Source organism: Stenotrophomonas sp. YJH_SMC_10 (assembly GCF_059371555.1).
This window is the reverse complement of sequence record NZ_JCAFUS010000006.1, coordinates 1-11,844: the sequence shown is the minus strand read 5'-3', so window position 1 is coordinate 11,844 and position 11,844 is coordinate 1. Positions and strand designations below refer to the sequence as shown.

The 11,844-nt window shown below is 68.7% G+C and carries 10 protein-coding genes; all 10 read right to left on the bottom strand.

Translation table 11 applies throughout. The annotated features are described in order from the left end of the window. Positions 1-47: 47 nt before the first annotated feature. The 10 genes from AC5P9C_RS09810 to AC5P9C_RS09765 all read right to left on the bottom strand — a co-directional run bounded on the left by AC5P9C_RS09810 (position 48) and on the right by AC5P9C_RS09765 (position 11,616). Positions 48-353 (bottom strand): HigA family addiction module antitoxin, encoded by a 306-nt coding sequence (locus tag AC5P9C_RS09810; protein WP_057493358.1) that lies wholly within the window; start codon positions 351-353, stop codon positions 48-50. 11 nt (positions 354-364) lie between these two features. Beyond that, a complete protein-coding gene (locus tag AC5P9C_RS09805) occupies positions 365-643 on the bottom strand; it encodes a type II toxin-antitoxin system RelE/ParE family toxin (RefSeq protein WP_032962148.1) in 279 nt (92 codons plus the stop codon). A gap of 314 nt (positions 644-957) precedes the next feature. After that, positions 958-2,955, bottom strand: a complete 1,998-nt coding sequence (gene tkt / locus AC5P9C_RS09800; protein ID WP_049469278.1) for a transketolase — start codon at positions 2,953-2,955, stop codon at positions 958-960. Positions 2,956-3,290: 335 nt separating this feature from the next. Then, complete coding sequence (locus tag AC5P9C_RS09795) at positions 3,291-4,610, bottom strand: dicarboxylate/amino acid:cation symporter (RefSeq protein WP_064239101.1); 1,320 nt, start codon at positions 4,608-4,610, stop codon at positions 3,291-3,293. A gap of 57 nt (positions 4,611-4,667) precedes the next feature. Further along, entirely contained in the window at positions 4,668-6,383 is a 1,716-nt protein-coding gene (locus AC5P9C_RS09790) for a BatD family protein (RefSeq protein ID WP_049465686.1), read from the bottom strand. Beyond that, positions 6,380-8,209, bottom strand: a complete 1,830-nt coding sequence (locus tag AC5P9C_RS09785; RefSeq protein ID WP_074726472.1) for a VWA domain-containing protein — start codon at positions 8,207-8,209, stop codon at positions 6,380-6,382. Before AC5P9C_RS09785 ends, AC5P9C_RS09790 begins: the two co-directional genes overlap by 4 nt. Further along, complete coding sequence (locus tag AC5P9C_RS09780; protein WP_074726471.1) at positions 8,206-9,210, bottom strand: vWA domain-containing protein; 1,005 nt, start codon at positions 9,208-9,210, stop codon at positions 8,206-8,208. The genes AC5P9C_RS09785 and AC5P9C_RS09780 overlap by 4 nt, the downstream gene beginning before the upstream one ends. After that, complete coding sequence (locus tag AC5P9C_RS09775) at positions 9,207-9,656, bottom strand: DUF4381 family protein (protein ID WP_053506009.1); 450 nt, start codon at positions 9,654-9,656, stop codon at positions 9,207-9,209. The genes AC5P9C_RS09780 and AC5P9C_RS09775 overlap by 4 nt, the downstream gene beginning before the upstream one ends. Further along, the gene (locus AC5P9C_RS09770) at positions 9,653-10,582 is read right to left on the bottom strand and encodes a DUF58 domain-containing protein (protein WP_049465694.1); all 930 of its coding nucleotides are present in this window, start codon (positions 10,580-10,582) and stop codon (positions 9,653-9,655) included. The genes AC5P9C_RS09775 and AC5P9C_RS09770 overlap by 4 nt, the downstream gene beginning before the upstream one ends. Positions 10,583-10,590: 8 nt before the next feature. Continuing rightward, positions 10,591-11,616: an AAA family ATPase gene (locus tag AC5P9C_RS09765; RefSeq protein ID WP_049465696.1), complete on the bottom strand. Its 1,026-nt coding sequence runs from the start codon at positions 11,614-11,616 to the stop codon at positions 10,591-10,593. Between the last annotated feature and the right edge of the window lie 228 nt (positions 11,617-11,844).

The window sequence follows — 11,844 nt, the reverse complement described above, 5'->3', positions numbered from 1 at the left end:
GACTTAATCCCCTCCGTCCCCTTTTTTCATCCACGCATGACGTGGAGCTACTGTCCGCTCCTCACTGAATCCTCCAGATACAGGCGGGCAATCGGTGGATGCGCTCGATGCTCGACCTGCCACAGATCGTATGCCGCCTGCATCGCGAGCCACATGCGAGCATTGCCCAGACCTGCAAGCTCAAGGCGGAATGCGAGTTCTGCGGAAATGCCGGCGTGCCCGTTGATGATCGTCGACAGCTGGCCGCGCGAATAGCCGAGATGCTGTGCCAGCGCACTGATCGACATACTGATCGCCGGCAGGACATCTTCGCGCAGCGATTCCCCGGGATGCGGCGGATCATGCAACGGCATCGAGCAGACTCCTAGTGGTAATCAAGGTAATCGACCAGTTCGACGTCGAGCCCACGAAAGCGGAACACCAATCGCCAACTCGCCGAGACACTTACCGCCCAGTAGCCGCTATAGCTCCCGCGCAGGGGGTGCAGGCGATTTCCGGGCAGCCCCATGTCCCCAGGCAGACGGGCCTGATCCAGCTGCAGAAGCAAACGCCGCAATCGAGCCACATGATCGGCACGGACTCCGGAAATGTCGCCCCGCTCATAGAGCGCCTTCAGGCCTTTATGCCTGAAGCTGACGATCATGCGACGACAGTGTAAGGCATCACCTTACACCCCGCAAATCCACCGTGGTTTTCTGCGCCGCGCGTCTTGTCCATGACTACTTCTGAGGGGTGCCTCGGCCGGCCCTCCTTTTCGCAGAGAACGCAGATCAGATGAAGAGGCCAACGCGACAGCAGCACCGCCGGGCGGAACGGGCCGAGCAGAGGAAAAGGGGACGGAGGGGATCAAGTCGTGTGTGCACATACGACTTAATCCCCTCCGTCCCCTTTTTTTGGTCTGGAGAACGAGAAAGGCCGGCGTGCGCCGGCCTTTCCTTCATTGCACCGCGAAGCGGCTTACAGCGACTTGGCCGCTTCCACCACGTGGGCGGTGGTGATGCCGAAGTGCTTGTACAGCTGGTCTGCCGGAGCCGAGGCACCGAAGGTGTCGATACCGATCACCGCACCGTCCAGGCCGACGAACTGGCGCCAGAAACCGGTGACGCCGGCTTCCACCGCCACGCGCTTGCGCACTGCATTCGGCAGCACCGCTTCACGGTAGGCCGCATCCTGGCGCAGGAACACATCGGTAGACGGCATCGAGACCACGCGGGTCTTGATACCGGCTGCGTCCAGCTGGGCCTTGGCTTCGGTGGCCAGCGAGACTTCCGAACCGGTGGCGATCAGGATCACGTCCGGGGTACCGGCGGCATCGGCCAGCACGTAGCCGCCGCGCTCGATCTGCTTGATCTGCTCGGCGCTGCGCGGCTGGTGCGGCAGGTTCTGGCGGCTGAACACCAGGCAGCTCGGGCCATCCTGGCGGGTGATCGCGGCCTTCCAGCTCACCGCCGACTCGACCGCATCGCACGGACGCCACACGTCGTTGTTCGGGATGTAGCGCAGCGAAGCCAGGTGCTCCACCGGCTGGTGGGTCGGGCCGTCTTCGCCCAGGCCGATCGAGTCGTGGGTGTAGACGTGGATGGCGTGGGCCGGGATCAGCGCGCTCATGCGCACGCCGTTGCGGGCGTAGTCGCTGAACACCAGGAAGGTGGCGTCGAACGGAATGAAGCCACCGTGCAGGGCCAGGCCGTTGGCGATGGCGGTCATGCCGAACTCGCGCACGCCGTAATACACGTAGTTGGCGTTGGCGTCGTCGCTGGCAACCGATTTGCTGCCCTTCCAGAGGGTCAGGTTGGAGTGCGCCAGGTCGGCCGAGCCGCCGACGATTTCCGGCAGCAGCGGGGCGAAGGCTTCGATGGCCAGCTGCGAGGCCTTGCGCGAAGCGATCGTCGGGCCTTCAGCGGCCACCTGGGCGATGTAGGCATCGGCCTTGCCAACGAAGTCGGCCGGCAGTTCGCCGTGCGAGCGACGGGTCAGCTCGGCCGCTTCCGCCGGATACTGGCTGGCGTACTTGTCGAACAGCTGCTCCCACTCGGCCTGGCGCAGGGTGCCGGCGCCGTTGGCACGCCAGCCGTCGTAGATCGCCTGCGGGATCTCGAACGGGCCGTATTCCCAGCCCAGCTGCTTGCGGGTGGCTTCCAGCTCGTCCTTGCCCAGCGGTGCGCCGTGGCTGGATTCCTTGCCCGCCTTGTTCGGCGAACCAAACCCGATGGTGGTGCGGCAGCAGATCAGGGTCGGCTTGTCGCTCTGCGACAGCGCGGCCTCGATGCCGGCCTTGATGCTCTCCGGGTCGTGGCCATCGACGTCGCGGACCACGTTCCAGCCATAGGCCTCGAAACGCTCCGGGGTATTGTCGGTGAACCAGCCCTCGACGTTGCCGTCGATGGAGATGTGGTTGTTGTCCCAGAAGCAGACCAGCTTGTGCAGGCCCCAGGTACCGGCCAGCGACGCGGCTTCGTGCGACACGCCTTCCATCAGGCAGCCATCGCCCATGAACACCCAGGTGCGGTGGTCGACCACTTCCAGCTCCGGGCGGTTGAAGCGCTGAGCCAGCAGCTTCTCGGCCAGGGCGAAGCCCACGGCATTGGCGAAACCCTGGCCCAGCGGACCGGTGGTGGTTTCCACGCCCGGGGTCTCATGACGCTCCGGGTGGCCGGCGGTGTGGCTGCCCAGCTGGCGGAACAGTTTCAGCTGCTCGATCGGCAGGTCATAACCGCTCAGGTGCAGCAGTGCGTACTGCAGCATCGAACCGTGGCCGTTGGACAGCACGAAACGGTCGCGGTTGAACCAGTGCGGGTTGCTCGGGTTATGGCGGAGGTAGTCGTTCCAGAGGACTTCGGCGATGTCGGCCATGCCCATGGGCATGCCGGGGTGGCCGGACTTTGCGGTTTCAACCGCATCGGCGGCAAGGAAGCGGATGGCGTTGGCCAACTGGCGACGGGTAGGCTGCGTCATGGTTCTGTCGGAATCGGGAGGCGGCCGCGGACGTGCGGGCGGCCTATTGTCCCATAGTCACCGGGCGGGGGTCAGTTCACCTTGCCCGGTCGTGCCGGCCGCTGGCCGGCAGTTGCGCAGAATTCGATGAAGATCATGAAGTTGCCGGCCAGCGGCCGGCACTACCCGCCCCCGGAGTCCGGGGGCTGCGCCAAAGGCGCGGGGGTGTGGAGGCCGATAAGGGGGCCCACGATTCGCATCGCGAAACGTGGGAGCGGCAGCGCGCATGCGATGACGCGTACCCGGCCAGCGGCCGGCACTACCCGCCCCCGGAGTACGGGGGCGGGGCGTTGGACTCAGTCCTGGTGCGGTGCCAGGGCCGGGCCATCGTGGGACTCGCCCTTGGCCACCAGCGTGGTCAGGGCCAGGTCGCCGGTCACGTTCAGCGCGGTACGGCACATGTCCAGGAAGTGATTCACGCCCAGGATCAGGCCGATGCCCAGCGGGTTCACGCCGACCATCGCGCAGATCATCGCCACCACCGGCAGCGAACCCGACGGAACGCCGGCGGTGCCGATGCCGCCGAGGATGCAGACCGCCATCACCATGAACTGCTGGCCGATGCTCAGGTCCACGCCGAAGAACTGGGCCAGGAAGATCACCGTCACGCCCTCGAACAGTGCGGTGCCGTTCTGGTTGGCGGTGGCGCCCACGGTCAGCACGAAGCGCGATACGCGCTGCGGCAGGCCCATCTGGTCGGCCACGCGAAGCGCGGTGGGCAGGGTGGCATTGCTGGAGGCGGTGGAGAACGCCATCACCGTCGCTTCCTGGGTATCGCGGAAGAACGACAGCGGCGAGCGGCCCGACAGCCACACCGCAGTACCGTAGGTCACGATCATGTGCAGGCCCAGCGCCAGCACCACCACGCCCACATACGCACCCAGGCGGATGATCAACTCGAAGCCGAACAGCGCGGCCAGGTTGAACATGAAGCAGGCCACGGCGTACGGGGCCAGGCGGATGACCAGGTTGATCAGGGTCATCGAAATCTCGAACACGCCTTCGATGGCGCGGCGCAGCGGTGCGACCTTCTCATCATCGGTCAGCACCATGCCGATGCCGAACATCAGCGCGAAGAACATCAGCGACAGGATCGCGCCGTTGTCCGAAGCGGCCTGCAGCACGTTGCTCGGCACGATCGACAGCAGCATGTCCATGCCCTTCGGCGTGCCATGGATGCCGGCGACGATTTCCTTGCTGCGCTCGGCGTTCTCCGACAGCATCAGTGCTGCGGTCTGCGGATCCACGCCCGCGCCCGGCTTGAGCACGTTGACCAGCACCAGGCCGATGCCGACCGCGATGCCCGACAGCAGCACGGTGTAGGCCAGGGTCTTCCAGCCGATGCGGCCAAGGGCGCGGATGTCGCCCATCTCCGACACGCCCATGATCAGCGCCGAGAAGATCAGCGGCACGATCAGCATGAAGATCAGGTTGAGGAACAGGCCCGACGCCGGGGTGGTGACGTAGTCCATGACCCACTTGGCACCGGCCTGCAGACCCCCGACGCTGCCGCCCAGGGCATGCACGGTCAGTCCCAGGACCAGGCCGATCGCAAAGCCGATGCCCATCTTCCAATGCAGGGGCAACTTCTTCTTGTCGGCAGCAGCTGCTGTCATACGCGGGTTTCCTCGAAAAATGAATGCACTCTAACAAAGCGCGCAAGCGGCGCCGGTTCAGGTTCGCCGCGGCGGATACAGCGGCGCCAGGCCAGTGTCGGCGGCACCCGCCGCCGCCGACCAGTGCGGTCCGTCACGGAAGGCGCCGCGCAGGCGGGCCCGCAGCGCACCCGGATCGCCCTGCCCGCCCCAGCGCGCCTGCTGCAGATCCTGCAGCACCTGGCGTTGCACCGGGTCATCCAGCCGCGCGATGACCTGTTCGATGCGCTCGACCCCGGCCATTGCGCACAGCCGTGCTTCCACCTCGTGGAAATCTTCGCCATCCAGCGCGCGGCGCAGTTCGGCCACGCCGGCACGTCCGGTCGCCACGGCCGGCGCAGCGGGCGTGCCGGCTGCCGGTGCTGCGGAACGCGGGCGGCGACCTCGCTGCCAGCCCCACAACAGGGTCAGCAGCCACAGCAGCGCCAGGCCGATGGCCGCCGCCATCCATGGCCACGGACGCTCGGTCAGGCCACTGGCGCGTGGATCGGTTGCCGCGATACGCGCGTCCTGTCCATCGCTACCGGGCAGCGCGGCATCGGTGTCGATCGGCGGCAGCGGTGCGGGTGAAGCGCTGCCACCGCCATTGCCGGCCGCAACGGCCAGCGTCAGGTCCGGCAACGTCGCTTCCTGTGCCTTCCCCGCGCGCACATCCCACCACGGCAGGCGCGGCCCCGGTACCACCAGCGATCCCGGCTGGCGCGGCACGATCGAATAGCGGCGGGTGATCTTCAGCCGCGGCGTACTGCCGTTGAACGTCTCTTCGTACTGCGCGGGTTCCGCGAACACCTGCGCGGCGTTGCCGACATCGGGCACCGGCAGGTCGGTGAACTGTGCACGGGTCGCGCCTTCGGCCACCGCCTCGACGACCACGTTGGCCGCTTCGCCGGTGCGGGCCTGGGTCGGCGCACTGGTGTAGCGCAGCTGCAGGCTCTGCAGCGGCAGCCACGGCTGCGGCGCCTGTGCCGGCTGGGCCTGCACCTGCAGGGTGCGGTCGGCGCCGGTAGCATTCATGCGCCCGTCGCCGCCGCCGAAGAAGTCATCGAAGAAGCCACCGGCGCTGCGCCCACTGAAGCGCGCACCGGCCAGCCGCAAGGCGCCACTGCGCTCGGGGATCAGCAGGAAACGCCGTTCGACCACGTTGTAGCGGCGGCCATTGACCTGGCGCACATCGGTGCGGTCATCGCCCACGCGCTGCAATGACGCGCCCGCCGGGGTGTCCAGCACCAGCTCGCCGGAGGCCAGCTGCGAGGCGAAATACAGCCGTACCACGACACCCACGCTCTGCTGCACGTACGGCGTCGGGTCGTCGACCACGGTTTCGATGAAGGCCATCGCATTGCTGTCCGGACCGGCCACGGCAGCCGCATCCACCTGCAGGGTCAACGGCGCAGTCCGCGTGCTCCCCACCTGCAGGCCCGGCACCACCAGCGCACCGCTGCGCCGTGGCGTCAGTGCCACGCCATACAGGTTGCGCTGCTGCATGCTGCCATTGCTCCACTCCACCTGGCGGCTGCTGGTCTGCCCGCTCAAGTCGAAGTCGGTGCGCAACGGGGTGAAGTCAGGCGCACCCTGGTCGCTCTCGACATTGAGGGTGACCGTGTCACCCATTGCGATACGGTCGCGGTCGAGCCAGGCACGCGGCTGCGCCCACGCCAGCAGCGGCAGCCACAGCAGCAGCACTGCCAACAGCGACCTCGGCCAGCGCCGGTGCATGTTCGTCGACCGCGTCATCGCCCTTCCCTCTTCCTGCGTTCGTTTTCCAGCTGGAACTTGGCCCGCAGCAGGGCGCCCGGGTCATCCGGCACGCGCCGCATCCACGCTTCCACCGCCTGTTGCTCCTCGCGCTGGCGTGGCGTGCGGCCCTCACTGCCCGGTACCGGTTTGCCGTCCTTGCCGGCCTCACCCTCGCGTGCCTGCTGCATCGCCTGCTGCATGCGCTGGCGCTGCTGTTCATCGGCCTGCGCCTGTGCCTTGGCATCTTCCACCTGCGGCGGTGCCTGCTGGCCATCGCGGCCCCGCTGGCCGAGCTGCGGGCTCGACTGCGCCTTGTCAGACTCCTGCCCGGGCTGGCCCTGCTGCCCTGGCTGTGGCTGGCCCTGCCCCGGGTCCTTCTGCCCCTGCTGCGGCTGCTGTCCCTGCGGATTCTGCTTGCCCTGGGAACGGTCCTGTTGTTTCTGCGGCGGCGTCTGCTGATCCTGGCCCTGGCCGCCACCGGATTGCCTGCGCTTGCGTGCAGCATCGACCACGGCGCGGTTGGCCACTGCATCGGCCATGCCCGGATGCAGCGCCAGTGCGCGGTCGTAGGCGGCGATCGCTTCGTCGTAGTTGCCTTCGCGTGCCAGCGTGTTGGCCAGGTTGTACCACCCGGCATCGCTGTCGATGCCTTCGAATTGCCTGCGTGCCGTGGCGAAGTCGCCCTTGCGGTACGCCTGAACCCCCTCGGCCAGGCGCTGATGCTGCACCTGGTCGCTACGCTTCCACAGCGTGCCCTGCGCGGCCGGCGAAGCGTGCGTCGCAGGCACCTGCGCCTGTGCGCCATTCATCCACGGCAGCAGGCCGACCGCGAGCACCGCGGCCAGCACCGCGCGACGACGGAAGGCCAGCAATGCCAGCAGCATCACCGGCGGCAGCAGCCAGAAGCCCTCGTCAAGCCACTGTTTGCCTTCGCCCGGCCGCTGCGCCGCCGTGCCGTCGCGCGCGTCAAGCACGCCGAGCGCGCGCAGGTCGCTGTCATCGGCAGAGATGCGTGCATAGCGGCCGCCACCTGCGGTGGCCACCGCACGCAGGCTGGCCTCGTCCAGGGACGCCTGGCGGATCTGCCCGCTGCCATCGCGGTAGGCCGCACCAGCCGGCGTACCCAGGCCCAGCACCGACACCTGCAGGCCCAGGCTGCGCGCCTGCGCCGCGGCCAGTGCAGCTTCACCATCCGCCTGATCGCTGACCAGCAGAATCTGCCCCTGCAACGCGCCGATCTGCCGCATCAACCGTGTTGCCCAGTCGATGCCACGGTCGGCACGCTGGCCATCGCGTGGCATCACGTCCGGTGACAACGCATCCAGATACAGCGCGACGTTGCTGCCGTCGTCGGTGAGCGGGGCCACGGTGTAGGCATCATCGGCGTACACCACCAGCCCCACCTGTCCGCCCTGGCGCGCGCGCAGCAGCTCGCCCAGTTTCGCCCGCGCCTGCAGCAGGCGCGACGGCGGAAGATCGGTTGCGCTGATCCGGCTGGACAGGTCCAGCACCACCAGCAGCGGCGCACTGGCCTGGAACATCGGCTGCGCCTGCTGCCGCCAGCTCGGCCCGGCCATCGCAAGCGATGCCAGTGTCCAGCCCAGCAGCAGCGCCCAGGGCAGGCGCACTCGACGCTTGGCACCCGCGGCCAGCAGATGTGGCAACAGGTGCGCGTCCACGGCCTGCCGCCACGCATCACTGCGCCGTTGCCGGTACAGCGCCAGCGCGAGGATCAGCGGCAGCGCCAGCAGCGCCCATAGCCACTCGGGCCGCAGGAAGTGCAGCACGTTCCAGTCGGGGAGATTCGAAGCAAACGCGATCATCGGCGACGCTCCGGCCACAGCCAGGCCAGTGCGCCCAGCAGCAACGCCAGCCCCAACGGCCAGGCATAGCGTTCTTCGCGCGGGCGCAGGCTCGGCCCCTTCGCGGCGACCGGCTCCAAGCGATCGAGCTCTGCGTAGATCCCGGCCAGCTGCGCGGTGTCACGCGCGCGGAAGAACTGGCCGCCGGTCATGCTGGCGATCTTCTTCAGGGTGGCCTCGTCGACCGGATCCTGGTCGGTGGAAATGGGAATGCCGAACAGACGCATGCTGCCATCGCCGCCAAACGCGACCGTGTGGATGCGCACGCCCTCGGCGCGCGCGACTTCCGCCGCGCGCAGCGGCTCCAGCACACCGGCATTGCTGACACCATCGGTCAACAGGATCAGCACGCGCTGCCCCTCCGGCTGGCTGCGCAGGCGCTTGACCGCAAGGCCGATGGCATCGCCGATGGCGGTCTCGCGCCCGGCCAGGCCGACCACGCTGTCGCGCAGCTGGTCACGCACGCTGGCCAGGTCGGCAGTAAGCGGCGTGAGCGTGTACGCGCGATCACCGAAGATCAGAAGGCCGACGCGGTCACCCGCGCGACGATCAAGGAAGTCGGCAAGCACCGCTTTGGCTGCGGTAAGACGATCGACCGCCTGGCCGCCCAGCACCATGTCGCCCTCGCCCATGCTGCCGGACACGTCCATCGCCAGCATCATCTGTCGCCCCTGCTGCGGGGGCGTGATGGCTTCGCCGAGCTGTTGCGGTCGTGCCAGCGCGATGCACAGTGCGCACCACCCCAGCCACAGCAGCAGTGTGCGCAACCACGACACGTCGACGCGGCCACCCGCCGACAGCGCTTCCAGCTCGGCGGCGGCATAGGGCACGCGCAGTGCGGCGCCCGGCGCTGCACGACGCCTCCACCCGCGCATCAGCAGCGGCAACGGCAGCGCCAACAGCGCCAGCGGCCACGCCAGCTGCAGGTCCGGCCATGGCCAGTAGCTCACCCACAGGTTCATCGGCGGCGCTCCAGCAGCATCGCCAAATAGCGCTCGCGCGCCCAGCTGCGTACGGCCGCCACGTCGTTGCTGTCGACCCGCGGACGATAAGCGCCTTCAGCCAACAGGCTGCGGCGGTCTTCAGGCAACGTGCGCTGCGGATCCAGGCGTTGCCACCAGGCGTCATCGCGCAGCGATTCGCTGCCCGGCCGAGCATGGCGGGCGGCACGGCGCAGCAGTCCTGCGATCGCCGCCAGTTCGGCGGTGGCATCCGGGGCGGTGGCCAGTTCCTGGTCGAACAGCTGCAGCCAGCGCTGGCGACGGCGGCGACGCCGCCACACCAGCACGGCGATCACCAGCAGCACCAGCACGACCGCCGCGCCGATCATCAGGTAACCGGGGGCGGGCGGCCACCAGGAAGGCGCCGGTGGCAGCTGCACATCACGCAGCGGCAGGCTGGCACTCATGCCGGTACCTCGGTCGGTGACGGCGCAAGCCAAGCGTCGCTGGGCGCATCGGTGGACAGCACCTGCACGTCGACCCGGCGCGCGCCGAGCTGGCGGCGCAGTTCCTGCAGCGGCTCAACGAAATGCGCCTGCCAGTGCGCCTGCACCTCGCTGCGACGCAGATCGAGGCCGACGCGCTGCTGTGCGGTCTGGAACTGCAGCGCCGCCGAGGGCGGTTGCAGTTCCAACGGATCGACCAGCAGCACCAGGCTGAGATCGTGATGCTGGGCCAGCGCGCTCCAGCGCGCCGGCGCAATGCGGATGGCCTGCTGCGGGTCGGCCAGCACCAACATGCGGGCCCCCGGGCGCAGCACGCGGGCGGCATGGTCCAGCGCGCGCTCCAGGCCCAGATCGTCCGACGGCGGCTGTGCATACCAGCGGCTGAGCGCATCGAGCACGCGCAGCACGCCGCGTGGCCCGCCTGCGGGGGCGATCGGCGCTTCGCGATCGCTGCCGCGCAGCGCACCCACGCGGTCGCCACGGCGCTGCGCCGACCACGCCGCGACGGCACCGGCGCGGGCGGCCTGCACCGACTTGAAACGCACGCGGGTACCGAAGTACAGCGCAGGCGAGGTGTCGGCCACGATCAGGCTGACCCGCTCGCGCTCGGCCTGGAACAGCTTGGTGTGGGCGCGGCCAGTACGCGCGGTCACCCGCCAGTCGATGTGACGCGCGTCGTCACCGGCCACGTACTCGCGCGACTCGGCGTATTCCATGCCACGTCCGCGCAGCGGCGATGGCGCCTGGCCGGCGTTGCCGGTGCGTCCGCGGCGCGGCGGTGGCGGGCGCTGGGCCAGGCGCCGCAGTGCGACCAGCTCGGCCAGCTGCGGGCGCAGGCCGTCACCTTCGACGGACGACGGCACCTGTTCCGGGGATCGATCGGTCATGCGCAGGCTCAGGGTGCCGGCACCCGGGCCAGCAGCTCCTGCACCAGGCGCTCGCCGTCCCAGCCTTCGGCGGTGGCTTCATAGCTGGGCAGCACGCGATGGCGCAGCACGTCGGCCGCGACCGCACGCACATCATCGGGGGTGACGAAGTCGCGACCGGCCAGCCAGGCACGTGCACGGGCACAGCGCTCCAGCGCGATGGAACCGCGCGGGCTTGCGCCCCAGGCGATGCGGCGGCCCAGGCCGGCGTCGTAGCGCGACGGATCGCGCGAGGCCAGCACCAGTTCGACCAGGTAACGCTCCAGCGCCGGCGCCATGTGCAGGTCCAGCACTTCACGGCGGGCATCGAATACGTCCTGCATCGGCATCTTGTCCGGCGCCGGCGCGGCCTCGCCCAATGCGCCACGCGCACGCTCTCGGGCCAGCCGCAGGATTTCCGATTCGGCCGCCTGGTCCGGGTAGCCGATGCGCACGTGCATCAGGAAGCGATCCAGCTGCGCCTCCGGCAACGGGAAGGTGCCTTCCTGCTCGATCGGGTTCTGCGTGGCCATCACCAGGAACAGGGGCGGCAGCGCATAGGTGTGGCGACCGACGGTGACCTGGCGCTCGCCCATGGCTTCCAGCAGCGCCGACTGCACCTTGGCTGGCGCGCGGTTGATTTCATCGGCCAGCAGGATCGGGTGGAAGATCGGGCCGGGCACGAACTCGAAACGGCCTTCCTGCGGGCGCCAGATCTCGGTGCCGGTGAGGTCGGCCGGCAGCAGGTCGGGCGTGAACTGCACGCGGGCGAAATCAGCGTCCAGGCGCGAGGCCAGCGCACGGATCGCCGTGGTCTTGGCCAGGCCGGGCGCGCCCTCCACCAGCAGGTGGCCGTCGGCCAGCAGCGCAATCAGCAGACGTTCCACCAAAGCTGCCTGGCCGACGATCTCGGCCGACAGCGCATCGCGCAACCGGGTGAATGCCGCATGCAGGCGGGAGATGGCCGGCGCGGGCGGCGGCAGGACGGTTTCGGGCATCGGCGGTGGCAGGTTCATGGGGGCCTTTGACCGGCGCAGGACGGCACGGGTTCCCGACATCATCGCAGGGTGCCTTGCGATTGGCATCAAGAACGGCTGAACGGCCCATCCACGCATGGCGTGGATCTTATCTCTTGCCGATCTGGCACCTTGGGTGCCGAGAGCCCGGCGTGGGCGACCGTGTGGATCCAGGTCTTGCGACCGAGAAGTAGCTTGGGTCCCCACGCCGGATTCTCCCTGAACCGC

What these genes read in the sequence shown, in the direction of transcription:
- AC5P9C_RS09775 (WP_053506009.1), bottom strand. Translation starts at nt 9,656, where the DNA reads ATGAGTGCCAGCCTGCCGCTGCGTGATGTGCAGCTGCCACCGGCGCCT.
- AC5P9C_RS09790 (WP_049465686.1), bottom strand. Translation starts at nt 6,383, where the DNA reads ATGACGCGGTCGACGAACATGCACCGGCGCTGGCCGAGGTCGCTGTTG.
- AC5P9C_RS09785 (WP_074726472.1), bottom strand. Translation starts at nt 8,209, where the DNA reads ATGATCGCGTTTGCTTCGAATCTCCCCGACTGGAACGTGCTGCACTTC.
- AC5P9C_RS09765 (WP_049465696.1), bottom strand. Translation starts at nt 11,616, where the DNA reads ATGAACCTGCCACCGCCGATGCCCGAAACCGTCCTGCCGCCGCCCGCG.
- AC5P9C_RS09780 (WP_074726471.1), bottom strand. Translation starts at nt 9,210, where the DNA reads ATGAACCTGTGGGTGAGCTACTGGCCATGGCCGGACCTGCAGCTGGCG.
- AC5P9C_RS09810 (WP_057493358.1), bottom strand. Translation starts at nt 353, where the DNA reads ATGCCGTTGCATGATCCGCCGCATCCCGGGGAATCGCTGCGCGAAGAT.
- tkt (WP_049469278.1), bottom strand. Translation starts at nt 2,955, where the DNA reads ATGACGCAGCCTACCCGTCGCCAGTTGGCCAACGCCATCCGCTTCCTT.
- AC5P9C_RS09770 (WP_049465694.1), bottom strand. Translation starts at nt 10,582, where the DNA reads ATGACCGATCGATCCCCGGAACAGGTGCCGTCGTCCGTCGAAGGTGAC.
- AC5P9C_RS09795 (WP_064239101.1), bottom strand. Translation starts at nt 4,610, where the DNA reads ATGACAGCAGCTGCTGCCGACAAGAAGAAGTTGCCCCTGCATTGGAAG.
- AC5P9C_RS09805 (WP_032962148.1), bottom strand. Translation starts at nt 643, where the DNA reads ATGATCGTCAGCTTCAGGCATAAAGGCCTGAAGGCGCTCTATGAGCGG.